20 protein-coding genes and 1 pseudogene are annotated in these 22,122 nt (G+C 63.9%); 15 read left to right on the forward strand and 6 right to left on the reverse strand.

Going from position 1 to position 22,122, the window contains the following annotated elements; genetic code table 11:
- Positions 1–158: 158 nt before the first annotated feature.
- Positions 159–629: a regulator gene (locus ACFZ8E_RS04380; RefSeq protein WP_405042113.1), complete on the reverse strand. Its 471-nt coding sequence runs from the start codon at positions 627–629 to the stop codon at positions 159–161.
- Positions 630–1,066: 437 nt separating this feature from the next.
- Here ACFZ8E_RS04380 and ACFZ8E_RS04385 point away from each other — a divergent pair, with 437 nt between their 5' ends.
- The 5 genes from ACFZ8E_RS04385 to ACFZ8E_RS04405 all read left to right on the forward strand — a co-directional run bounded on the left by ACFZ8E_RS04385 (position 1,067) and on the right by ACFZ8E_RS04405 (position 3,876).
- Complete coding sequence (locus ACFZ8E_RS04385) at positions 1,067–1,441, forward strand: response regulator (RefSeq protein WP_147840804.1); 375 nt, start codon at positions 1,067–1,069, stop codon at positions 1,439–1,441.
- 676 nt (positions 1,442–2,117) lie between these two features.
- Positions 2,118–2,513, forward strand: a complete 396-nt coding sequence (locus ACFZ8E_RS04390) for a DUF4149 domain-containing protein (protein WP_243937918.1) — start codon at positions 2,118–2,120, stop codon at positions 2,511–2,513.
- A 168-nt stretch (positions 2,514–2,681) separates the two neighbouring features.
- The gene (locus ACFZ8E_RS04395; protein WP_405042114.1) at positions 2,682–3,317 is read left to right on the forward strand and encodes an NAD(P)-dependent oxidoreductase; all 636 of its coding nucleotides are present in this window, start codon (positions 2,682–2,684) and stop codon (positions 3,315–3,317) included.
- 118 nt (positions 3,318–3,435) lie between these two features.
- Positions 3,436–3,615: a hypothetical protein gene (locus ACFZ8E_RS04400; protein WP_405042115.1), complete on the forward strand. Its 180-nt coding sequence runs from the start codon at positions 3,436–3,438 to the stop codon at positions 3,613–3,615.
- Positions 3,616–3,630: 15 nt separating this feature from the next.
- Complete coding sequence (locus tag ACFZ8E_RS04405; RefSeq protein WP_405042116.1) at positions 3,631–3,876, forward strand: helix-turn-helix domain-containing protein; 246 nt, start codon at positions 3,631–3,633, stop codon at positions 3,874–3,876.
- Positions 3,877–4,001: 125 nt separating this feature from the next.
- Here ACFZ8E_RS04405 and ACFZ8E_RS04410 read toward each other — a convergent pair whose 3' ends face one another.
- Positions 4,002–4,811: a GntR family transcriptional regulator gene (locus tag ACFZ8E_RS04410; protein WP_243937914.1), complete on the reverse strand. Its 810-nt coding sequence runs from the start codon at positions 4,809–4,811 to the stop codon at positions 4,002–4,004.
- A 53-nt stretch (positions 4,812–4,864) separates the two neighbouring features.
- On the opposite strand from ACFZ8E_RS04410, the gene ACFZ8E_RS04415 reads away from it, so the two are divergent.
- On the forward strand, positions 4,865–5,833 hold the full coding sequence (locus tag ACFZ8E_RS04415; protein ID WP_147858497.1) for a PfkB family carbohydrate kinase: 969 nt from the start codon (positions 4,865–4,867) through the stop codon (positions 5,831–5,833).
- On the opposite strand, the gene ACFZ8E_RS04420 is transcribed toward ACFZ8E_RS04415, so the two are convergent.
- The gene (locus ACFZ8E_RS04420) at positions 5,796–6,776 is read right to left on the reverse strand and encodes a helix-turn-helix transcriptional regulator (RefSeq protein ID WP_405042117.1); all 981 of its coding nucleotides are present in this window, start codon (positions 6,774–6,776) and stop codon (positions 5,796–5,798) included. The two genes, ACFZ8E_RS04415 and ACFZ8E_RS04420, sit on opposite strands and share 38 nt — an antisense overlap.
- A 447-nt stretch (positions 6,777–7,223) precedes the next feature.
- Here ACFZ8E_RS04420 and ACFZ8E_RS04425 point away from each other — a divergent pair, with 447 nt between their 5' ends.
- The 4 genes from ACFZ8E_RS04425 to ACFZ8E_RS04440 all read left to right on the forward strand — a co-directional run bounded on the left by ACFZ8E_RS04425 (position 7,224) and on the right by ACFZ8E_RS04440 (position 10,230).
- On the forward strand, positions 7,224–7,427 hold the full coding sequence (locus ACFZ8E_RS04425; RefSeq protein WP_147725588.1) for a hypothetical protein: 204 nt from the start codon (positions 7,224–7,226) through the stop codon (positions 7,425–7,427).
- A 16-nt stretch (positions 7,428–7,443) separates the two neighbouring features.
- Positions 7,444–8,220, forward strand: a complete 777-nt coding sequence (locus tag ACFZ8E_RS04430) for a LysE family transporter (protein ID WP_405042118.1) — start codon at positions 7,444–7,446, stop codon at positions 8,218–8,220.
- A 120-nt stretch (positions 8,221–8,340) separates the two neighbouring features.
- Positions 8,341–8,772 carry a hypothetical protein gene (locus ACFZ8E_RS04435; RefSeq protein WP_405042119.1) on the forward strand — a complete coding sequence of 144 codons (432 nt, stop codon included), beginning with the start codon at positions 8,341–8,343 and terminating at the stop codon, positions 8,770–8,772.
- A gap of 135 nt (positions 8,773–8,907) precedes the next feature.
- Positions 8,908–10,230: a cupin domain-containing protein gene (locus ACFZ8E_RS04440; protein WP_405042120.1), complete on the forward strand. Its 1,323-nt coding sequence runs from the start codon at positions 8,908–8,910 to the stop codon at positions 10,228–10,230.
- Here ACFZ8E_RS04440 and ACFZ8E_RS04445 read toward each other — a convergent pair.
- Positions 10,150–11,502: a transposase gene (locus tag ACFZ8E_RS04445; RefSeq protein ID WP_405041836.1), complete on the reverse strand. Its 1,353-nt coding sequence runs from the start codon at positions 11,500–11,502 to the stop codon at positions 10,150–10,152. The genes ACFZ8E_RS04440 and ACFZ8E_RS04445 overlap by 81 nt on opposite strands.
- Positions 11,503–11,640: 138 nt before the next feature.
- Between ACFZ8E_RS04445 and ACFZ8E_RS04450 the strand changes: the two genes are divergently transcribed.
- From ACFZ8E_RS04450 to ACFZ8E_RS04465, 4 genes and pseudogenes are all read left to right on the forward strand, one after another.
- A protein-coding gene (locus ACFZ8E_RS04450) for an IS5 family transposase (RefSeq protein WP_405042121.1) occupies positions 11,641–12,446 on the forward strand; the annotation gives its coding sequence in 2 pieces (ribosomal slippage) (positions 11,641–11,968 and positions 11,968–12,446; 807 coding nt in all).
- A gap of 105 nt (positions 12,447–12,551) precedes the next feature.
- Complete coding sequence (locus ACFZ8E_RS04455) at positions 12,552–13,904, forward strand: transposase (protein WP_405041836.1); 1,353 nt, start codon at positions 12,552–12,554, stop codon at positions 13,902–13,904.
- Positions 13,905–13,976: 72 nt separating this feature from the next.
- A pseudogene (locus ACFZ8E_RS04460) lies at positions 13,977–14,485 on the forward strand (transposase); the annotation flags it as partial.
- A gap of 875 nt (positions 14,486–15,360) precedes the next feature.
- Positions 15,361–16,329 (forward strand): hypothetical protein, encoded by a 969-nt coding sequence (locus ACFZ8E_RS04465; RefSeq protein ID WP_405042122.1) that lies wholly within the window; start codon positions 15,361–15,363, stop codon positions 16,327–16,329.
- 287 nt (positions 16,330–16,616) lie between these two features.
- On the opposite strand, the gene ACFZ8E_RS04470 is transcribed toward ACFZ8E_RS04465, so the two are convergent.
- Together ACFZ8E_RS04470 and ACFZ8E_RS04475 are read right to left on the reverse strand one after the other, a co-directional pair.
- Positions 16,617–16,937, reverse strand: coding sequence for a hypothetical protein (locus ACFZ8E_RS04470; protein ID WP_405042123.1), 321 nt, complete (start codon positions 16,935–16,937; stop codon positions 16,617–16,619).
- Between the two features lie 178 nt (positions 16,938–17,115).
- Entirely contained in the window at positions 17,116–18,384 is a 1,269-nt protein-coding gene (locus ACFZ8E_RS04475) for an acyltransferase family protein (RefSeq protein ID WP_405042124.1), read from the reverse strand.
- An 878-nt stretch (positions 18,385–19,262) separates the two neighbouring features.
- Between ACFZ8E_RS04475 and ACFZ8E_RS04480 the strand changes: the two genes are divergently transcribed.
- Positions 19,263–21,710, forward strand: a complete 2,448-nt coding sequence (locus tag ACFZ8E_RS04480) for a hypothetical protein (protein WP_405042126.1) — start codon at positions 19,263–19,265, stop codon at positions 21,708–21,710.
- Positions 21,711–22,122 lie beyond the last annotated feature (412 nt).

Below are 22,122 nucleotides of genomic sequence, written 5' to 3' on the forward strand. Positions count from 1 at the left end.
CAGGGCAGAAGGCCGAACGTCGCAACCGTGCGGTGGCGGAACCACGCCCTCGCTACGACGCTCCAGCCCCGCGCAGTTGCGGTTGGGCCAACGGTTTTTCGCGGTTTGGAACGCTGCCTCGCCGGGAATGCAGCTCGCTTTCCCGGCGCTCGCTGGGGTCATGCTGCTCGCGCGGCGACCTTCGCGAAGGTGCCGGTCGCGATCTGCTCTTGGAGCTGCGCCTTGAAGTCCGCGATGCCGAGGACCTGAACGGGATTGCCCGCATCGTCGAGAAACTCGTAGAGCGCATCCTCGATATTGCGGTTGCTGAAGAAGACGATCGCATCCTCGTCGCCGCCACCCTCCATGTGGGGGGCGGCGTTCGCGACGCCCGAGACGTAGCTGCCCGTCGGACGGGTCTCCTTCAGGGTTCCGTCCTCGCGATAGAACCTCAACTCACCTTGCATCACCAGCGTCACGTACGGGCTCTTGTGCCGGTGCAGCATCACCCGCTGGTTGGCGGCGAACTTGAACACGACGTCGACGATGCGGTTCTCCTCGTCGACCTTGTAGACGAAGAAGGCGATGTGCGGCAGCCAGTCCAGGGTCCGCCAGGTAATGTTGGTTTCGTCGAACGTATGCTCGGACATTTTGTTTCCTTCCGTTCCCCCATCCCGCCGCACTCGGCGGACGCGCTGTTTTCAGCTGCTTCGGATGGTTCGACGTAGACGCAACGTCCTCCGCGATGAATCGATACGCGGCTTTTTCGCCGATCCGTCATGCGTCCGACGTCACCGGGCGATCACGTCCGTCCCTGACATGGGCCTCCGGTCAGCGCCTCTCGCTCCGCCTCGGGACTGCCATGGCCTCGATGAAGTTGCGGATTTCCGTCTGGCGCTTGTCGCCCTCCGTGACTTGGTCGTCCGGGCCGAGGCGCCAGGCGCGGTCCCGGGACATAACCCGCCAAGGTCGTCCCCGCTCCGGTCGCGCTTTCCCCGATCTCTTCAGGGCGAGGCCGGCATGCGCGACGCTTCAGCTCAGGGATGCCTCGACTGCAACAAACGTGCGGATGGCTCGTTGATCGCCCATGTCCGCGAAGCGCCCCTTGGATGCCTCGGTGATCCTCGTGGTCGAGGACGACGATCTCGTTCGCCTATGCGCCGCCGAGATGCTTGAGGACGCAGGCCTGACGGTGATCGAGGCCGGCAACGCCGATGAGGCTTGGGACATCCTCGAACGGCGCTCGGATGTCGGGGTGCTGTTCACCGACATCGACATGCCCGGCTCGATGTGCGGCAAGACGCTGGCGGAGCGCGTCTACGCCTCGTGGCCGGATATCCGACTGGTCCTGACCTCCGGGCGACACCGCTTGGCGGATGAGGAGGTCCCCGATCACGGCCACTTCGTGTCCAAGCCCTACAGCACGCGGGATGTCGTGGAGGCCGTCGCGGACGCCAAGTAGGGCGCCCTCGACGTCAAGGTCGGTGCCAAGCCCCTCGTCGACAAGGCCATGGGGAGGCGTGATGCAGGCGAGGCCGGCGCGACCTGGGACAGGGCACGCCGACTGGGGAGGTTCACGGGAAGTCGCGCCTTTCTACCAGTGGGTGCTAGCGAGAAACACGGTTGCCGGCGCGGATCACCTTTCTTGTGCTCGTTCACCAAGCCCTTCGAGGCGATGCGAACAAGTAGCCGGCGACTGTTCCAGGACCACTTTGATGGGGGAAATCCAAGATGCCGGTTCGCGCTTTCGTGATTTTGATACTGGGATCGATCGCGACGCCAGCCTTGGCCTTGCAACCGCAGGACACCCTGCGGGACTGAAGTGCCGCAACGGGCGCGGACCGTGATCGTCTGCTGCAGCAGCTGGAGAAATCCAGCGCAATAGCTGCTCCGCGCAAGGATGTGTTGTCCTGCCTCAATGATGCCGCGCGCATGAATGCGCATGCCGACTTGGCGATCGGCGATGTGTTCAGGGCCTGTGCCAAGCAGGCATCGGAAGACTCGATCTGAGTGCCGACCATCCCCTGACCTCGCGCGTGAAGCGGAGAGGCGTTTCAGGACGCAGGGGACGGCTATCAGCCGAGCGAAACAGATGCCGCCCACGAGGGCGATCTGAAAGCCATTGAGGTTTGGAACCGATGCTCACGCAAGCGGCTATTCTCGTGACGGCCCTCCTGTTCGGCGGGATGGTCCTGTACTCGTTCGGTTTCGCTTCGTTTCTGTTCAGCGCGCTGCCCGCCGACGCGGCAGGCCCACTGCTGCGCCGCGCCTTCCCGCATTTCTACATCTTCGTCATGGTGTGCGCCCTCGGTGGCGCGGCGCTGACAGCCACCACCGATAGGGCATCGGCACTCATACTGGGACTGATCGCCGTCACGGCGCTCCTCGCGCGCCAGATACTCATGCCGGCCATCAATGGCGCGACCGACATGGGTAATCGCGCTCGCTTCGGCATCCTTCATACCGGATCGGTCCTGGTGACCCTGGCTCACATCGTTGGGTCCTCCGCAGTAATCCTGAGACTTTCCGCCTAGCCGCGTCCGATCAGGGGCATACCTGCAATGCCCGGGGGCATGCCAACGAGATCTCGGGCTCTCAGGACAGCTCGATCACCGAACCGTAGAGAGGCTGGTCAAGCGACCGCATGGCGCGTCCGCGGTTGATGGGGTCTCGTCGCGCATTCAACCAACCGGGAAACGACCATGGCCCACGTCCTCGTCATCGGCGCCAGCAAAGGTATCGGCCTGGAGACCGTGAAAGCGTCGCTCGCGGCCGGACATCGCGTCCGGGCTTTCGCGCGTTCGGCCACGACCATGACCCTGTCCGGTGCGGGTCTGGAGCGTTTCACGGGTGACGCGCTGAAGGCGGGAGATGTCGCCGCCGCCCTCGACGGCGTTGACGTCGTCGTCCAGGCGCTCGGGGTGCCGGTCAAGGATCTGCTCGGCCCGGTGACGCTGTTCTCGGACGCGACCAACATGCTGGTACCGGCCATGGAGAAAGCCGGTGTCAAGCGCCTTGTCGCCGTCACCGGCTTCGGCACGGGCGATAGCAGAGCCTCCATCGGCCTGCTTCAGCGCGTCCCGTTCCGCCTCGTCTTCGGTCGCGCCTACGACGACAAGGATGCGCAGGAGATGCGCATCCGCAAGAGCGGCCTCGACTGGACGTTCGTTCGGCCAGGGGTTCTCACGCCCGGATCGGCGACTGGCCGCTACAAGGTTCTCACCGAGCCCTCAAAGTGGCGGAACGGCTTGATCGCGCGGGCCGACGTCGCCCACTTCATCGTCGGGCAGGTCGACCAGCCGACCTACGTGCGAAAGGCCGTCGTCCTGATCGGCTGATCGACCACGGCCGGACCCAGGCATCCAAAAATTCCGTGACCCGTATCGGATGCCGTGACGCGGCATGCGTTACCCTCGGAGCGGCGCGGCTCCCGCCCGGGGCCCAGGTCGACCCATCATGTTCGCCTCCGTCTACGTCAACCTGCCGGTCTCGGACCTCGCGCCCGCCGAGGCCATCCGCGCCTCGCTGGCGCCCTTCCAACGCGGCGGCAAGCCTCGGCAATCCGGACCTCGGCCTGGCGACCGTGGCACACAGGCCCAGCGCGTCTCCAGCCGCCAAGTCCAGCCGATGTTCTAAGCGGAGGGCCAGACCTTGTCGGGCTTCGTCCTCGACCGACGCCTAAACCGCGCCATGCAGCGCCTCATCGAGGCCGAGGATGCCCGCCCGGTGAGTGCGATCACCTTTGATGTCGCCTTCGGAGACCTGTCCTACGTCAATCGGACCTTCCGCAAGCGCTTCGCCCTGACTTCGTCCCAGGTCCGTCGACTGGGCAGGACCACCGGCGCAGTAGCTTCGGGGCCGGCCGGAGCCGGCGAGCCACTGCGCGCTGAGCGGTAGAGCAGGCACGGACCTTCGAGCCAAAGCCGTAAGCATCGAAGCTCCTATCCATCCAGCGCAAGCCGATGGGTTCATCCATTCGAAGCAGTCCACGCGAGGAGGGATCCGACGTCGGATCTCAGTCGCTACGCGCTCAGATTCAGCCGATAGCGATAGGCATCGCCCCGGAACAAGCCCTCGACGTACTCGATCATGACCGAGTTTTGGTTGTAGCTGTGGCGCTTGATCAGCAGGCACGGAAGGGGCCGTTCGAAGGCGAAGATCTCGCATTCGTCCGCCGTCGGCATGGTCGCCTCCACCGTCTGCTCGCAGCGCACGAGGCGGCCGCCCGGATGCTCGCTTAGAAAGGCGTAGACCGAGCCGGAAAGGTCGCCGGTCTCGAGGGCGGGCACCGCGCGGATGTTGTACCAGGCGACCTCGCGCGACATCGGCACGCCGTCGCCCGACCGGACGCGCGTCAGGCGCAGGAACGGGGCCGTCGAGGGGAGGCCGAAGATCGAGGCGATCGAGCGGTCCTCGGTGACCGTCCGCTCCAGGATGCGCGAGGACGGGATCTTCCCCAGCTCCCGCATCTCCTCCGTGAAGCCCTTGAGCCGGTCCATGCCCGGGCGCACGGGCTCGGGGGGACGGCGCACGAGGAAGCCGGAGCGCCCGCGCGGCACGAGAAACTCGTCGTCGCTGAGCTCGGCATAGGCGCGCTGCACCGTGACGCGGCTGACCCCGAGGCTGTCGGCGAGCTGGCGCTCGGCCGGCAGGATGACGCCCGGCGGCAGCGAGCCCGAGAGGATCAGCTCGCGCAGCTGGCCCTCGATCTGCCGGTAGAGCGGCATCGCGGTGTCGCCGCGCAGGCGCAACAGAGAGATCACCGAGGGACGCTCGCCGCTCGCGATGTCCCGGTCGACCTCCCCCTGCATCGTCCGATTTTTGGGGCGCACGTCCGATCGACCTCCGGTACAGAGGCTTATATCGGATCGGCTCGGAGCGCTCCATGCGTGTCTTTGTCATCGGAAGCTTCGTGATCGCCTGCTCGGTCAAGGTCGCGCGGCTGCCGCAGGCGGGCGAGTCCCTCGACGGCTCGGCCTTCGTGGCCGAGCCCGGCGGCAAGGGCTTCAACCTCGCGTTCGCCGCGCACCGGCTCGGCGTCACGGTTGACGGGCTCTTTGCCGTGGGCACGGACGTGTTCTCCCCGGTGGTCCGCGCGACCTTCGCGCAGGTCGGGTTCTCCGAGGCCATGCTGGTGCCGCATGCCGGCTCGACGGGCGCCGGCGTCGCCTTCGTCGATGCAGCCGGCGAGAACTGCCTGGCGGTCTGCCTCGGTGCCAACCTCGCCCTCGCTGCGGAGGACGTCCGGGCCGCTGCCGCCCGCGTCGGGCAGGCGGACCTCGTGGCGGCGACGTTCGAATCGCCGGACGCCCCCATCCGCGAGGCCTTCGCCCTGGCTCGGACGCGGGGTCTTCCCACCCTGCTGAATCCCTCGCCGGTGCGTGCCCTCGACCCGGCGATCCTGGCCGACACTGCGATCCTCGTCGTCAATGCGGTGGAGGCGGCCGATCTGGGCCTCGGCGCTCCCGACGCCATCGCTGCGGCCCGGGCCGCGACGCCGGCCATCGCCGCCCTGCTGGACGGCGGCCTCGAGCTCCTGGTGGTGACCCTGGGGCAGTGCGGCGCGATCGCGTTCCGCCGCGGAGTGCCGCCCCTGCGCCAGCCGGCCTTCGCCGTGACGGCGGTCGATACGGTCGGGGCGGGGGACGCCTTCGCGGCCGGGCTGATGGCGGGCCTGCTCGCACAACAGCCCCTCGACGCGACCCTGCGGCAGGCCGCGGCCTGCGGCGCCCTCACGACCCGCCGGTTCGGGGCCTTCGACGCCTTTCCGACCGCGCAGGCGTTGGCCGCCTTCCTGGACGAAGCCGGACCTCGCCTCAGGCCGCATCCAGGCACGGCGCCGTCTGCCCGCTGAACATCGAGAGCGAGGCGACGATGCTCAGCAGCTCCGCCTGCCGCTTGGTCCCGGTCTTGTTGAAGATCGAGGTGAGCTGGGTGCGAACGGTGCTTGTCTGGACGCCGACGCTCTCGGCGTAGCTCTGCAGGCGCGAGCCCCCGGCCAGCGCCTGGAGCAGGCGCGCTTCCGCCGGGGTGAGGTCGAACAGCAGGTTCAGGAGGCCGTCGTCCGGAACGGCCCACGCGCCGACGTGCACGAGGACGAGCAGCACCGCCGAGGCACCGAAGACGTCGCCGGGGTGCCGGTCCAGGCGCATGACGTGAGCGATCTGAGGGCGGTGGTCGGAATAGCCGCGCACCGGCATGCTCTGCGTCGCATGCCGGCCGCCGACGACGTTGCCGATCGCATCCTGCAGCAGCTTGCTGTTGATCAGGCTCTTGAACAGCAGGCCGCCGTGCTGGCCCGGGGGCAAGACCTCCTCCCGCTCCTGCATGCGGGCATTCATGGTCAGCACCCGCCCCGAGGCCGACAGGACCGCCGCGGGAAGCCCGATCTGGTTGAGCGTCATGGTGGCGACGCGGGTGCGCTCGCAGCCGAACTGGGCGCCGAGCTGGCACGCACGCGCGAGATGGGGCCGCAGGGCGTCGAGCCGAGGCAGGATGGCGGCCTCATGGGGGCCGGTCCGGGCCCGGCGTTCGGCGGTGATGATCGCGACGTCGCCGGTCGCCAGGGGAATCGTCGTCCCCACCTGCCAGAACGGCGCGTCGACCTCGCAGGGCCGCCCGTCATGGGAGCCCGGCACGAGGTCGACGTCGCGCATGAAGCCCGCATGAGCCAGGGTGCGCCACTGCGCCGTGCGCCCGCTGCCGCGCCAGGAAGCCGTGGTCGTGTGATGACGCAGGCGCTGCTCCAAAGTCGGTGAGGCGATCCACCGGGGCATGCCGACGGGGGGCAGCACCATGAGCACGGCACCATCCGAGTTCGCCGTATCGCCAAGAGATTGAAGGACCTCCGGCCAGAGCTCGGGAGTGCCTGCAGCCTCGTAGATCCGGTCGATGAGAGCTTCCCGCATCAGCACGCCCCACGGTGATCCCGCTGATCGCGATAAGACCAATATCAGTCCAAAATCGACGGCGGTATCCCTCAAACGGATGATGCCGGCGACGAGGGACGGCGCCGCGAGCCCGCTTCCGGCAGGTTCGCCGGTGCGTCGCCTCGCCGGGGGCGGCGACAACGCGGCATCCAGCGTCGTGGGTGAAGCCGTGCAAAGGCCTGACGTGGCGGAGCTTTCCTGTTCGGCCGAGACGTCCGCGGCGGGCCTGCGGCGGCGCAGGCGGTGCCATCCGCCAGACGGAGGATGCTCGGGGTTCAACCATCCCTAGATTGTCGGCTCGCGGAAGGATCAGCCATGAGAACAATCGTCGCCAGCCTCATCGTCGTTTTGTCCTGCACCGGGATCCGGGCCGACGAGTTGAACGACATGCCGGACATCGCCTGCGCCCAAGCATCCTCGGCCCTGGAGCGCGCGCAAATCGGGTGCCCGGACGCCGACAATGCCGCGCCCGAGCCCCGGGCGGTGGCCTCGCCCCTCGACCGCCGGGAAGACGACTGAACGCAGTCCCGCCGCCATGGGCGTCATCGCCACGGCCCTGCTCGCCGGCGCGAGCCTTGGGCTGACCATCGCCGCGCCGATCGGGCCGACGAGCCTGCTTTGCGTCCAGCGCACGCTGGCAGGGGGCCTGCCGACGGGCGTCGCCACCGGGCTCGGCGTCGCCACCGTGCATCTGACATACGGGGGGCTGATGGTGCGCTGGAGCGCGGACTTGGCTGCGGCGTTCTCGAACGGGGCCGTGCTCTCCCTGGTCTCGGGGACGGTGCTGCTCGGCCTCGCAATCCGGGTGCTTCGCAGCGTTTCGGTCCTGCACGTGAGCGGCGAGCGCCGCCACACCCTCGCCGCGAGTTACGGCAGCGCGGTCGTGCTGGCCCTGGCGAATCCCATCACCCCCGTGCTGTTCCTGGCCGCCATGCCGGCCCTCCTCGCGCGCGCGGCCGCGCCGCTTCCGGCGCTGGTGGTCGGCGTCTTCCTGGGCTCGTTCAGCTGGTGGGTCGTGCTCAACACCGCCGTGTCCCTGTTCCGGCGCTGTGTCACCAATCATGTTCTCGGCCGGATGAACAAGGCCGCCGGCCTCCTCCTCGCCGTCCTCGCGTTGAGCCTGCTGGCTCGGGGGTTGGACGGCCGCTGGGTGGGCCTTTTGGACGGTCCGCCCAGGGACGGGACACGATCGGCCAGCCCCCCGATCGGTGCCGAGGGGCCGCGCGGGACCGACCGGGCGACAGCGACACCCTCGCCACCGATCACGACATCCTCCGCCCGCTCTTTGGCCGGGTCGTGGAACGCACCCTAGGTCGGGGTCCCGCTACGATTCGGAATGATGAATATGCAATTTCAATATTGTCACAAAATTGCATTGATATTGTCCGCAGGGTTGTTGCTGTCTTCGGCTCCCGTCGATTCACGGGAGGATATGTTCATCGAAACCGTCGAAGGCTGGCACAGCAATAAGACACTTCGAAACAACGATCCGCTTCCCTGTCAAATGACCCATTCCTATCGCGACATGACGGACGGGGGAGCTCAAAATTCGGTCGGGATTACGAGATCGGACGGGCAAATCGTATTCATGCTGTCTTATGAAAGATGGAATTGGTCCGAGGGTGAAAGTCTTAAATCAGATCTGATAACCGGGAATGAAACGATCAGCCCCGTCCCAACCTGGATCGGCAAGGGGACGATCCTGTACTGTCGTATACTCGACAGGGAAGTCCGCAAGCTGTCGGTGAGCCGGACGGTTTTCGTGCGGTTTCCCAAGGGAGATGCTGATTTCGACGTTTCGGGTATCGAGGGCGCACTTGCGGCGATGGACCGCTGCAATCGATCTGATACAAAAACGAGATAGCGAAATAGTAATACTGTCATTCAATTTGCATTATCATCGCTAAAAATTGATCAGTATTTGAGTTTTATCAATTAAAAATCAAGAAAATATCAATAATTAGTGAAATAATCATATAGATCGAATTCTAGAAATACTGTGATTCTCCTCTCCTTGCTGTCGAAGGGATTCTTCGCGATGGTGGACGGCACGCGTCGGGCGATCCTCGGCGGCATCACTCTGGCGGCCGGTGCGCTCTCAGTGCGGACTTCGTCGGCCGCCGAAGCAGACGGACATGCGGCCGGGTACGATGTGGCCCCTGCTTCAAAATTCGCATCGACGATCCCACGCAAGGTGGGCGATGCCGTCAGTTTCACGACCTCGCTCGACAAAGGCTCGCTCAAAGCGACATCGGGCGGCTGGGCGCGAGACGTGACAGCGAGAATACTCCCTATCGCAACGGACATCGCCGGAGCACACCTTTATCTCAACGCTGGCGGCGTCCGCGAGATGCATTGGCACACGTCGGATGAATGGGCGTATATTCTTGCCGGTCGCTGCCAAGTGACCGTGGTGGACCCGAGCGGGGAGATGGAGGTCGCGAATTATGGGCCGGGCGACCTGTGGTATTTCCCAAAAGGTCACAGCCACGCCATTCAGACCTTGGGGGCTGAACCCTGCCACGCCATTCTTGCCTTCAACGACGGTCTCTATGGAGAGCATGGAACCTTCGGTCTCAGCGATTGGGCGAGCCGGCTAGACCCTGCGATGATGGCGCAGGTCTTCGGGATGCCCGAGGACTCGATCGCAGGCATCCCATCCGGCGAGGTCTATATTCGTCAGGGCGCTCTGATGCCTCTCGACGGGCCGCAATCCCGGGCCACCAAGGTGCTCAGCCGATCCCGCACGCACCGATACCCCATGCTGGCAGCCGGTCCCCAGACGAGCTCGGACGGCGGATCGCTGGCGATTGCCTCTGCCGAAGATTATCCGTTGTCCGCGGGCATGACAGGTATGTTGTTGAGGCTCCAGCCCGGCGCTCTGCACGAGCCGCACTGGCATCCAAACGCAAATGAATGGCACTACGTTTCTCGCGGACGGACGCGCGTGACGCTCTTTGCCCCGGACAAGCGGCTCTCTGTCGCCGAACTTTCCGCCGGAGATTGTGCTTACTTGCCACGCGGGTGTGGTCACACGGTGCAGAATATCGGCAAGGAGGAATGCGAAGTCGTAGGCGTGCTCGACAGCGGGTCCTATCAGGAAACGTCGCTGTCGGACTGGGTGCAACGTGTCCCGGTACATCTTCTGGCCAATAATCTCGGCCTTCCTGACGAGGCGTTCGCGAAACTTGCGCGCAAGAAATCTGTCATCATAGCAGCGTCTAAGCTCGACTTTGGCCACTCATGCGGCGTGGCAGAGGGCATAGGCCCAGGGCGCTGGCAAACGGAAGCCGGGTTTTGTTCGGGCGCGTCGGCGCGGTGATGTTGCCAAAGTCCGCTCGCGCCAGATCGCATAGCGCACGGCGGCCAGAGCATCGGCGAAGGTCGGGCGCGGTTTGGGGTACCACGCGGCGGCCGCGATCCGTTGCCGTTGGCGGACTGGGAGCCGTGCAGCCAGCAGCGTGACGATCGAGAACAGGGCGAGCAGGCAGGGCGTGGTGCGGGCGATGGCCTTGTCCGACCACTGCCGCTGCGTCTCGACACCGAGATGGGCGCGCGCTTCCTGGAAGGTGACCTCAACGGTCCAGCGCCGCACGAACCACCCCACGATCTGCGCGGGCTCGCGCACCGGTTCGGTGCAGAGCAGGGCCTGCGGTGCAAAGCGGCTCTCGGGATCGCGCACCAGCACCCATCGGATCGGCACGACCGGCAGACCGCCGTGCCGCCACACGGCGGTCCCGGAGGCGATCTCAAGGGTGCGCTCGCCCGCCCCGTACCAGCCGGGCACCACGACCGCGTGCCAGCGCGTGTCCTTGGCCGCGAGGATCGCGGCGAGCGTCGGCAGCCGCGCGCCTTTGGTCCGCGGGCGTCCAATCGTGCCGGGCGGCCGAGGTGGGGCCGGCTCGTAGAGAGCAGCATCCAGCCGCAGGCGGGTGATCGCCGTGATGCGAGCGCGGCGCATCGCGTCGAGGAACAGCAAGGCCGAGAAGCCGCTGTCGCCCACCACAACGAGGTCGCGTGCGCGCAGCCAGCGGCGAGCCTGGAGAGCGAGTTGGCGTCCGACGTCGAGCAGAGGCTTGTGCCGACGGCCCCGTTCGCGACAGGCGCGCTCTGACGGCACCAACGCGGTTAGGAACGGCAGCGCCCAGACGCGCCCCGCCCAGGGGATCGGGGCGAGCACCATGAGGCTCATCCAGCGCAGCCCGCTCGCCTTGACGAAATGGCTGTCGGAGGAGCGAACTGGATCACGGTAGATGCCCTTGGCCGCGATCCGCTTGCCGCGGCGGCGCTCGATCGTATCGTCCAGTCCCAGGACCACGGGGCCGCGTTGCGCGAACGCATCGACGAGGAGCCCGAGCAGGATACGGCTGCCGGAGCGCGGGCACCACGCCGCTCGGTTGAGGATACGGTGGACGTTCACGAACCGCCGCTCCTGCGCGCGGCCGATGATGCGCAGGACGCTCGTCACCGTGCGCCGCCCCGGCGTCAGGATCGCGCCGATCAGCAACAGCTGAGCATGGCGCCAGGAGCGGTGGACGAACAGCGGCGCGAACGCCAGGATGATCCCGGCAAAGCGGGTGGGCAGGGGCAGCATGGCGGTGTCTCTTGGCGGGGACGCCACCAGCCTATCCCTCACGCCCGCTTCGTCACCTCCGCCCACTCCACGCGCCGCAAATGGCCAAAGTCGAGCTTAGAGCCTCTAACAAAACCGGTTGCGGCGCGTTGAGGGGAGATGGCGAGACCGCTTCTTCCCGATGGCCTGTGGGCCGAGATCGCACCGCTGCTGCCGCCTGAGACAGCCAAGCCGAAGGGCGGTCGCCCGCGAAGATCTGACCGCGCGGCGCTGACCGGCATCCTGTTCGTGCTGCGCTCGGGCACGCCGTGGGAGTTGCTGCCCAAGGAGATGGGCTGCGGCTCCGGCATGACCTGCTGGCGGCGCTTACGCGACTGGCAGAAGGCCGGGGTGTGGGACCGCCTTCAGCAGGCGCTGCTCGACCGGCTCGGACGCCAGAACGGCATCGACTTCAGCCGCGCCTCCCTCGACAGCGCCTCCATCGCTGCAAAAAAGGGGGCCCGGCGGCAGGCCCGAACCCGACCGACCGGGGCAAGCCGGGCACGAAGCGCCACGTCCTCACCGATGCGAAGGGCATCCCGCTCGCCCTGAAGCTGACGGGGGCCAACGTGCATGACAGCCGGATGCTGGAGGCGGTCGTGGATGCCGTCCCGCCGATCCGTTCATGCTGGGGACGGCCGCGCAAGCGGCCCTCGAAGCTGCACGCCGACAAGGCCTACGATCACCGCCGCTGTCGTCAGGCGCTGACCCGCCGTCGCATCCAGCCCCGCATCGCCCGGCGCGGGATCGAGAGCAGCCAACGTCTGGGCCGACACAGGTGGGTCGTGGAGCGGACGCTGGCCTGGTTCGCCAAGTTCCGCCGCCTCGCCATCCGCTACGAGCGACGGGCCGACATCCATCTCGCCTTCTCGACCCTGGCCGCAGCCCTCATCGTTTGGCGCTTCATCGAACGATGGTTTTGTTAGACGTTCTTAGCTCGACTTTGGCCATTTGCGGCGCGTGGAGTGGGCGGAGGTGACGAAGCGGGCGTGAGGGATAGGCTGGTGGCGTCCCCGCCAAGAGACACCGCCATGCTGCCCCTGCCCACCCGCTTTGCCGGGATCATCCTGGCGTTCGCGCCGCTGTTCGTCCACCGCTCCTGGCGCCATGCTCAGCTGTTGCTGATCGGCGCGATCCTGACGCCGGGGCGGCGCACGGTGACGAGCGTCCTGCGCATCATCGGCCGCGCGCAGGAGCGGCGGTTCGTGAACGTCCACCGTATCCTCAACCGAGCGGCGTGGTGCCCGCGCTCCGGCAGCCGTATCCTGCTCGGGCTCCTCGTCGATGCGTTCGCGCAACGCGGCCCCGTGGTCCTGGGACTGGACGATACGATCGAGCGCCGCCGCGGCAAGCGGATCGCGGCCAAGGGCATCTACCGTGATCCAGTTCGCTCCTCCGACAGCCATTTCGTCAAGGCGAGCGGGCTGCGCTGGATGAGCCTCATGGTGCTCGCCCCGATCCCCTGGGCGGGGCGCGTCTGGGCGCTGCCGTTCCTAACCGCGTTGGTGCCGTCAGAGCGCGCCTGTCGCGAACGGGGCCGTCGGCACAAGCCTCTGCTCGACGTCGGACGCCAACTCGCTCTCCAGGCTCGCCGCTGGCTGCGCGCACGCGACCTCGTTGTGGTGGGCGACAGCGGCTTCTCGGCCTTGCTGTTCCTCGACGCGATGCGCCGCGCTCGCATCACGGCGATCACCCGCCTGCGGCTGGATGCTGCTCTCTACGAGCCGGCCCCACCTCGGCCGCCCGGCACGATTGGACGCCCGCGGACCAAAGGCGCGCGGCTGCCGACGCTCGCCGCGATCCTCGCGGCCAAGGACACGCGCTGGCACGCGGTCGTGGTGCCCGGCTGGTACGGGGCGGGCGAGCGCACCCTTGAGATCGCCTCCGGGACCGCCGTGTGGCGGCACGGCGGTCTGCCGGTCGTGCCGATCCGATGGGTGCTGGTGCGCGATCCCGAGAGCCGCTTTGCACCGCAGGCCCTGCTCTGCACCGAACCGGTGCGCGAGCCCGCGCAGATCGTGGGGTGGTTCGTGCGGCGCTGGACCGTTGAGGTCACCTTCCAGGAAGCGCGCGCCCATCTCGGTGTCGAGACGCAGCGGCAGTGGTCGGACAAGGCCATCGCCCGCACCACGCCCTGCCTGCTCGCCCTGTTCTCGATCGTCACGCTGCTGGCTGCACGGCTCCCAGTCCGCCAACGGCAACGGATCGCGGCCGCCGCGTGGTACCCCAAACCGCGCCCGACCTTCGCCGATGCTCTGGCCGCCGTGCGCTATGCGATCTGGCGCGAGCGGACTTTGGCAACATCACCGCGCCGACGCGCCCGAACAAAACCCGGCTTCCGTTTGCCAGCGCCCTGGGCCTATGCCCTCTGCCACGCCGCATGAGTGGCCAAAGTCGAGCTTAGAGCGTCTGGAGGCTGTTATGGACCGTCATTCGGAGATACCAGATGAAGGGGCATGACCTCTTCACGCAGATCCTACCCATCCGATGTCTCCGATGACGAATGGGCGCTGGTCGTCTCGTACCGACGCTGTTGCGTGAGGATGCGGGGCAAGGCGAGCACGGCTTGCGCGAGGTGTTCGACGGCCTGCGCCATGTGATGAAGACAAGGGGCACCGTGGCGGTGGATGCCCCACGATCTGCCACCTTGGGAAGCCGTCTACCAGCAAGCGCGGCGCTGGCTAACGGCGGCGGCTTCGAGCAACTCGCCGACGAATCCCGTACGCTGCCGCGCCTCGTCACCGGCCCCAATCCAGAACCAAGTGCCGCCATTCTCGACGGCCGGACCCTGCGCTCGATGCCCGAGAGTGGCGCGCGGGCCGGCTACGATGAAGCCAAGCGCAAGAAAAGCTCCATGATCCGCTTGGCCGTCAAGACGCTTGGCCACCTTCTGGCCCTGCGCGTCACGCCCGCCGACGCCGACGACTGCGCCCAGGTCGGGCGGCTGGCGGAGGCTATGCAAGCCACCAAATTCAGAGCTGAGACAACATGAAGGATTGACGGTCTGCGTCAGCGTATTCCCTAAGCGTAACAATTTCTCGCGTCGGGACAAAGTCTCGTTGCACGAGTCGATGACGCATGCATCGAACGAGCCTAATCTGCCCTATACCTGGGACGTCAACTTCCCGATCTGCGTCCCGTTCGGCCGAGCGGCAGCCGTGGGTGCAAATTCGCTTCCGCATGGCTTAAAGCCATACCTTGAGGAAGATGGACATTCAGGGGACAGGCCAAATTTCGAATTCTACTAGGAAGCGAGCTTCACCCGCGGGTCCACGTTCTCCGACAGATGCAAGTATGGTTCAATCAGATCGTAAACCCTGGATGCTTCATTCGAGCCTTTCCTGCATTGATGGCGTCGGGTGATTGACGAAGCTGCCCCCCTATGAAAGGGCAAATCCGAGATCTCCATGCGGCGTTAGTTCACGGTGAAGATGCCTTAAACTGTTTACGCCGCTCTGAAGATTGCGTTATACCTCAACGGGAAAATTGAAGGCATCCCACAAAGAGCGCTCGGATTGCGGATCTGGAAATCCACCAACGAGCCAAGCAATCTACAAATAGCCTGTTTGCTTTGGTTGTAAATACTGTATTGGGCGCGTATTTGAACAAATTCTAGCACATCAAAAGATTCGACGCAGTTCCAGCGTCAGCTAAAAATAATTTTACCAAAACCATTAAGCTGAAAATTGAGCTTCAGGAGTTCGACTTATTATCGAGCATCTATTTAGCTGTTAACCACTGTAGCAGTTTATTCGATCGCATGTAAATCGATAAATGAGGTGCGATATGTACCATAGAGTCTATAATAAAAAACCTGAAATATTTGTTGTAAAATCAACCGTGACCGAAGATCTGTTCGACGAGTTCGCAATGGCGTGCGGGGCGACCTATCAGGCAACCATTCGGCATGCACGAGTCACGGCAGCATTGGAGCAGGGAGTTTTTCGTATTCGAAGATTTGATATTTGGACCAACGATGAATCAGGAACGAAAAAGAAAATCGGCCAATTTTTGATCACAAAAGGTTTTAGGAACCTAAAGTTTCACCCAGGAATTTGTCTCCTTCAAGGTCATGAGCATCTTTGGAGTGAGGCTATGAGAATGGCTCTTGAAGCTCTGGGTGACGGACGATACGTTTATGGGTCACGTTTCAATCTAGAAGATCCGCGCGAAGACGAGATTGAGTGTATTAGAGGAGCTTATATTATCGAAGTCCATGACCATGTCGTCGAAGCGGTGGATTTTTCTCAATGGCCGACGTGGAATCATTATGTAAAAAACGTTAGCAACAACATCCGAAGGAACATTAAATATTTTGCAGAAAATACTCAAAATTATGATATAGAAATAAACACTGGTATACAATTCATACGCCATATTCCGTCTCTGGTTTTCAGTCGATACAAGATGTATCGAAGAAAGTCGGTCAAGTGCAGTCCTTATGGGATGGTAAGGATGTACCTTACTCGATTGCTGAGTTCTGGAAACAATTCGTATAGCGCTAGATTGCAAATCAATAAATCGAATAAGGCGACCTTTAGCGGGATCCAGTTCGGTGCTTTGGATTTCTACATGGACGGCGCCTCGGATGATAACGTCAGGGGCTGCGGATCATTTCTCGTTCTCGAAATGCTTGCGAGACTTTTCAACCGATCGCCCAATGGGAAATTCGTGCTTGGAAGTGATCCCAACCCAATTCGGGATCGAGAATCGAAATACACAACGCGACATCGTTATCGCCAAGACTTGAGGATATCATACTTTCCGACCAGCACAGTTGATTTTTATTATAAATCTCCAATAGACTGAGATCGCCCTAATTCAAAGTTTTTAACAATGAAAAACCGTCTAACAAAACTATCTGTGAAATTGTTGATTCGGTACTTAAGGTCAAGTCAATGCTTCCAACGATATTATTTATCTGTCAGATGAAGTAGAAATACAATACGGCGTGTTCGATCTTGGGATATAGAAATATGCCCATCGACAATCGGTTTTATTTGTCGTTGCCTGCTGGAGCTGAGATCTACGCCCCGTCGGTTGGCGGCGGGTTTTTGGCTAAGGCGTTGATGGGCTGAGGAGCGTTTCCGATGCCGTCATCCCTGTCGATCAATCTGCGCGAGCGGGTTGTTGCGACCCTGACGGGGAGGCGCGACCTGCCATGGCTCCGCCGCCCGCTTCGAAGTCAGCGTGTCGCGTGCCAGCCGCTGGGCGAAGCGCGTGCGGAAGGAGGGGCAGATCGCATCGTGGGCGCAGCGCAGCGATCGGCGCTCGCAGGCCATCGAGGTCCAAGCCGATCCGATCCAGCAACTTAGGAAGCGCATCCTGCGATCTGTCTGGACGAACTGCGCGATGCCCGGGCCGTGCAGGGCGTGCCAACCAGCACAGGCGCGCTGGCTCGAATCTTCGCCCGGCAAGGCATCACCCGTAAAAGGCGGCGCTGCGCGCGGCTGAACAGTCGCGGGCGGACGTGACGGCTGCCCGTACCGTCCGAAATCCCTGAACCGCCATCCGGCGAGCATCCGCCCGCTTCACACCGCTAGGATGTCGAAACAGCAGCAATGCCGCAGGATACAAAACGATTCGGCCTTCGCTTCATGATTGGACGCGACTCGACGCAATTTGTTTGATCGATATCGGACGTTGCGGATTTTGCTGTTGCAGCCTCGTGATGCGCTTTCCAAGCCGCGCGCACGGTTCGGCAATCAGAACATGAAAGGCCCAGCCACTCGTCAATACTAAGGGATAGACAATAATTATCATGGACCAAAGGGGAAGGACGTTTTGAAGTAAAAACGTGACGGCCGCCAGGATTGGCACTTGCACGAGGTAGACGCTGTATGAAATCCTTCCCAGGAGTTGTAGCGGCGGAGCCGATAAAAAACGTTCGATCCGACCTGGCGCGAGTGCTGCGGATATGACGAAAACCGATCCGGTTGCGACGCCAATATTGTGAAAGGCGTGTGTCTGCGACCAATGAGTTTGAACCATCAGCAGGCCGGCACACATCACGAACTCGCCAGCGTGGTATTTTGAGGTCGTCTCGAAGAACCGCCGGATTCTATCCAGATTGAGGGCCATCGAGGCGCCGATGACAAAAAATATCGTGTAATAGGCAGTATGTTGGAGTTCCCACAAAATGGTTCCGGTCAATGAAGTCTCAGGTACGGATCTGAGGAGGGCGTGTATTGCTGCTACGATGAAAAAGCATCCCAGGATAAGAATTAATGATGCTTTCCATTTCCACGAGATCATGGGTATCATAAGCAGAGGAAACAGGAGCGAGACACGCATTTCCCAAACAAGGGAATGAACAGCTCCGTTGAGGCGGAAGTTCGTCTGCCCCAGCATCAGTGCATGCTGCACGAGGTTTTCGATCGTAACAGGTGCCGACCACGTTTCGGCATTGATCCAATTGCTGCCCCCGGAAATATGAAAAATCGGTTGAAGAAAATAGACTGCAACGGCCGCAATCGCAATAATCGCAACATACGGAAGATAAATTCGGGAGATGCGCTTGATTAAGAATGCGCGATACTGCGGAGGGTGTCCTTCGATCCAAGGCAAAGCCAGCACCAGGCCACTCAGGACATAGAAGAGCGTGACCGCTTCATAGCCCGACCAAAAAATCCTCGCCGGGGTATAGAACAGGATATATTCCGTGGCGGATCTCGCCTCCGTTGTCCAGTCGGAGTAGAAATAGTCGCTGTAAGCGGGAATGATCGTAAGGCAGTGATGATTGAGCACGATGGCGGCTGCAAGGCCGCGAACCGCGTCGAGAGCATGCAAGCGCTGTGGTAATCCCGCATCGATTTTGGCGAGATCGCTATCCGTCGCAAGATTGTTTGCAGTCCGATCCGGCATGACAATATTCGCCTTCCTCACATGCCCTTTTGGAATAGCTCTTATCTCGTTGCGGGTGTTGTCGTACGGATCATCTGCGGGCTCAATGGCGATTTGGGGGAGCGCTTTGGTTGTAGGTCCGCGCTTCGGAGCCGAATGGAAACTGGCGCGAAATTGCCGCCGAGCAGATTGTCGGGAGCAGCCGTCTCTCAGCTTGGTTCACCGGCTCGAAGAGGTTTGTCTTTTGGTTCGACGCCACGTCCGAGGGTTTCACAATCGTCGTCGAGATGTCCGATCAAGCAAGAGCCGGCGCTTGATCGAGGCTGCGGCGACGCGGTGAGAGCCCAAGCGTCTGCGCGCGCGACATGATTTTATTCAAGACTTTGATAATGTTTTGAAATGCTGCGCTGCGAAGGCCGCGTTCTGTGCCAGGTTCCCATGGAAGTGCCGCCCCGACGGAGCCAATCAGTCACCTGATTCCGTCCCATGAAGAGAGCGCTGAGAATGCTCGCCAGGTCCTACGGCGTCACTCGGATCTCGCCTGCCGGTCGACCTCTGGCCATCCACGCGAGGCCGGTGATGTCACGCGGTGATCCTCTGAGCAGCATGGGCTTGGCCTTCACATTTCGGTATCGCGATCCTGCCGAGGGTGAATTGATCCGCTCATCGTTCGGGCTGCTGGATTAGGATCGGCAGAAAACGGATTCGGCCATCGTCGCTGCGATGGACCGGATTGCTGCCGCGACTTTGCAACCCAGGGGCGCGCCGATCGGAACTTTTGTCGAAAGGTCTATTTTCTTAGATGTGGGAGATCATTAACCGTTTTTTAACCATGTCTATCGAATTGCTGATCTGCTTGACCGGATGGCGACAAGCCTCTTTGGGCGCAGATGATGCATATGGGACGATCGATTTCGCTTCGGGTCCTGCTGGCCGCGATCCTCGTGGTCGCGGTGCTTGCCGGCGGTGCCTGCGTGCTGCTCGTCGGCTCTGAAGATGCTGCGGAGACTGCGCGCAGGAGCGAAGCGGACGTCCGTCGTACGGCGAACCTGATTTCCGACAGGCTGAGCGAGGAATTGGCGACGGTCGGGCGTGATGTCAGCCTTGCTGCGGAAAACACGGTGCTCGGGCGCGAGGGGAACGGGACGACGGTCCAGCAAGTCCTCGGACGCTGGCGTGCTCTTCATCCGGGATATGCCGACATCCTCGTCGCCGACAGGAGCGGTCGCGTGCTGGTCACCGCGAGCGGATCGCTCGCCGGCGCCGACGTGTCCGGGACGACCTGGTTTTCGCGCGGCCTATCCGGGATCGTGATCGGCGACGCGAGCGATCGCACCCGCACGGGCGGCGACGTCCCGCCGAACGTGATCATCGGCGCGCCCGTTCGCGCCGGCGGCACAACGGAGATCGGCGTCCTCGCGGTCCAGCTCAAGCCGGACTGGATCCAGGAGGTGGTCGCCGCCCTGCGCCGCAACCTCGGGGGTGCGGCACGCGACTCCGCCATTCAAGTCATGAATGCCGGCGGGCGTACGCTTCACCGGTCGACCGGCTTGGCGCAGGTGGGTCGAACCCATGAGGCCACCGCAGCCATCGCCGAAGGCGCCGGGCTCGGGTGGATCGTTTCGGTCAAACAGCGCGATCTCGTCGAGGACGCCGCGGGCGCAGGCCCCGCCACGTTCCTCGCCCTCGCCGCGGCGGCCCTCGGCGCGGCTTATATCGGCGGCGCGGTCGGGGGACGGCTCGGCCGCAACGTGCAACGGATCGCCGACGCGGCCCGTCAGGACCGGGTGGATCTGCTCCGTCGTGATGTGCCCACCGCCGATCTCGCCAACCTGGCCGATGCCGTCGGCGCCTGCATCGGGCGAAGCCAGGGACGGGAACGCCTGCTCGGGGAGTCCCGGGGAGCCCTGGCACGCAGCCGCGACCGCGTCCGCTCGGCGAGGCTGCTCGGGGGCTTCACGAGTTGGGAGGTCGACCTGCGGAACGGGCAGGTGACCTGGGCAGACGGCGCGGCCGCCGCGGTCGAGAATGCCGCCGAGCGGGCGTGTACGCTCGAGGAGATGCTCGCGCGGATCGAGGTCGACGACCGCGCGCTGCTCAAGAACACGATGCGCGCCGTATGCGAGGAGCCCGGCTCCATCCGAGAGGCGGTCATTCGTTCTCTCGCCGGTCCCGAAGACAGCGCTGGCCGCCGCCTGGTCCTGCGCCTCACCGCCGTCGCGCTCAACGGGCAACCGGTCCGTCTCCACGCCTTGACGCGTGAGATCGCCCAGGTCGCCCTTCCCGCGCCGTCCACTGGATCCGTCGCGCCGGGGGCCGTGCTGGCGGAGGTCGGTGAACCACCGGCCGCCTTCCCGGCACAGGCGATCGTCGCGGGGATCGCGCACGACATCGGCGGCGCCCTCGACGCGATCTGGGCCGACCTGCGCGACATCGAAAACGATGCCGCCTTCACGGATGACAACGCGATGGAGACCGCACGGCGCGATGTCGCCCGTGGTTCCGCACTCTTGAAGCGCATGTTGGCGCTCGTCCAACCCGACAGCCCGGTCGTGCAGAACGGCGACGCCGCGCGCGTCGTGACCGAGACCGTCGACTTCATCCGCGCGGCGATCTTGCCCGGGCTCGTGCTGACGCCGTGGGCGGGCACCCTGCCGAAGCTCGCATGCGGCATTCGCGAATTGGAAGTCGCCCTGCTCAACGTCGCCAGCGATGCACGCGCCTCCCTCCCGACCGATGCGATCGTGACGCTTTCGGTCGAGGAGGCGTCTGATCACGGCGACGCCCAGATCGGCCTGCGGGCCCGATTCTCGGCCCCGGACGGCTTCCGGGCCGATCGTGGCGTCGCCGCGGTCCGGGGCCAGATGGATGCGATCGGTGGGGCCATCGGCGTCGCGACTGCGAACGCGGGCATCACCATCACCCTGACGTTCCCGATCGCACGGGAGAGCCTTGTGCCATCCGATCCCGCCCGTGAGGCGGAACAGGTCCTGCTCGTCGAGCCCGATGCCGTCCTTCGCGCCTCGACGGCCGAGAGCCTGATCGGTCGCGGCTATGCGGTGACGCCCGTGGCGTCGACGGAGGAGGCGAGCGAGGCTCTCGCCGAGTCCCGCGCCTACGCCGTCCTGCTGTGCGCACATGCGATGCCGGCGGTGGACGGGGTCTTTCTGGCCGACGTCGTGTCGCGCACGCATCCGGCGACGGCCATCGTGCTGATGGCACCCGACGCGATCCCTCTCCGGGGCGACGCTGCGGTCCAAACACTGCGCAAGCCGTTCAGTTCGCAGGATCTCGTCGATGCCCTCGCCGGCGCGACCAAGCCGTCGCGCCGCGCCGATGCAGCGTGATGCCTGACCGGGCACGGGGACGCCGGTTCGCTCGAAGTCGACGTCCCGATCGCTTGCGCTGATCTGGAGTTGTCCGTCTCCCGACCGGAACACAGCTCCGCGTTGCGGCGGGCTGCACGGTCTTCGGTTCCTGACGACGTCGATCTATCGCGCCGAATGAAGGCGATCGATCCTTTTCACGCCCGTTCATTGATCGAGCGCGTGGAGGGTCTTTGATCTCCGCTTCGCCGCGTCGAAGTGCCGTGTTGCACGGGATTTCCTACGTGTAGGAAAAAGGCCACAGGGCGTCCTGCCCGGCCGGCGCAGATTCGCGACGCGCATCCTGTCGCGGACCAGCCGGAAGGAAACATCGTCCCTCTCTCGTCGATCAGGGGGGGCGACATAGCGTATTGCCGGCGGAGCTTTGGATCGT

This window comes from Methylobacterium sp. HMF5984, from assembly GCF_045033435.1.
In the GTDB taxonomy this organism is placed as follows: domain Bacteria; phylum Pseudomonadota; class Alphaproteobacteria; order Rhizobiales; family Beijerinckiaceae; genus Methylobacterium.

What these genes read in the sequence shown, in the direction of transcription:
- ACFZ8E_RS04380 (WP_405042113.1), bottom strand. Translation starts at nt 629, where the DNA reads ATGTCCGAGCATACGTTCGACGAAACCAACATTACCTGGCGGACCCTG.
- ACFZ8E_RS04385 (WP_147840804.1), top strand. Translation starts at nt 1,067, where the DNA reads ATGTCCGCGAAGCGCCCCTTGGATGCCTCGGTGATCCTCGTGGTCGAG.
- ACFZ8E_RS04390 (WP_243937918.1), top strand. Translation starts at nt 2,118, where the DNA reads ATGCTCACGCAAGCGGCTATTCTCGTGACGGCCCTCCTGTTCGGCGGG.
- ACFZ8E_RS04395 (WP_405042114.1), top strand. Translation starts at nt 2,682, where the DNA reads ATGGCCCACGTCCTCGTCATCGGCGCCAGCAAAGGTATCGGCCTGGAG.
- ACFZ8E_RS04400 (WP_405042115.1), top strand. Translation starts at nt 3,436, where the DNA reads ATGTTCGCCTCCGTCTACGTCAACCTGCCGGTCTCGGACCTCGCGCCC.
- ACFZ8E_RS04415 (WP_147858497.1), top strand. Translation starts at nt 4,865, where the DNA reads ATGCGTGTCTTTGTCATCGGAAGCTTCGTGATCGCCTGCTCGGTCAAG.
- ACFZ8E_RS04420 (WP_405042117.1), bottom strand. Translation starts at nt 6,776, where the DNA reads ATGGTGCTGCCCCCCGTCGGCATGCCCCGGTGGATCGCCTCACCGACT.
- ACFZ8E_RS04425 (WP_147725588.1), top strand. Translation starts at nt 7,224, where the DNA reads ATGAGAACAATCGTCGCCAGCCTCATCGTCGTTTTGTCCTGCACCGGG.
- ACFZ8E_RS04430 (WP_405042118.1), top strand. Translation starts at nt 7,444, where the DNA reads ATGGGCGTCATCGCCACGGCCCTGCTCGCCGGCGCGAGCCTTGGGCTG.
- ACFZ8E_RS04435 (WP_405042119.1), top strand. Translation starts at nt 8,341, where the DNA reads ATGTTCATCGAAACCGTCGAAGGCTGGCACAGCAATAAGACACTTCGA.
- ACFZ8E_RS04445 (WP_405041836.1), bottom strand. Translation starts at nt 11,502, where the DNA reads ATGCTGCCCCTGCCCACCCGCTTTGCCGGGATCATCCTGGCGTTCGCG.
- ACFZ8E_RS04455 (WP_405041836.1), top strand. Translation starts at nt 12,552, where the DNA reads ATGCTGCCCCTGCCCACCCGCTTTGCCGGGATCATCCTGGCGTTCGCG.
- ACFZ8E_RS04475 (WP_405042124.1), bottom strand. Translation starts at nt 18,384, where the DNA reads ATGCCGGATCGGACTGCAAACAATCTTGCGACGGATAGCGATCTCGCC.
- ACFZ8E_RS04480 (WP_405042126.1), top strand. Translation starts at nt 19,263, where the DNA reads ATGGGACGATCGATTTCGCTTCGGGTCCTGCTGGCCGCGATCCTCGTG.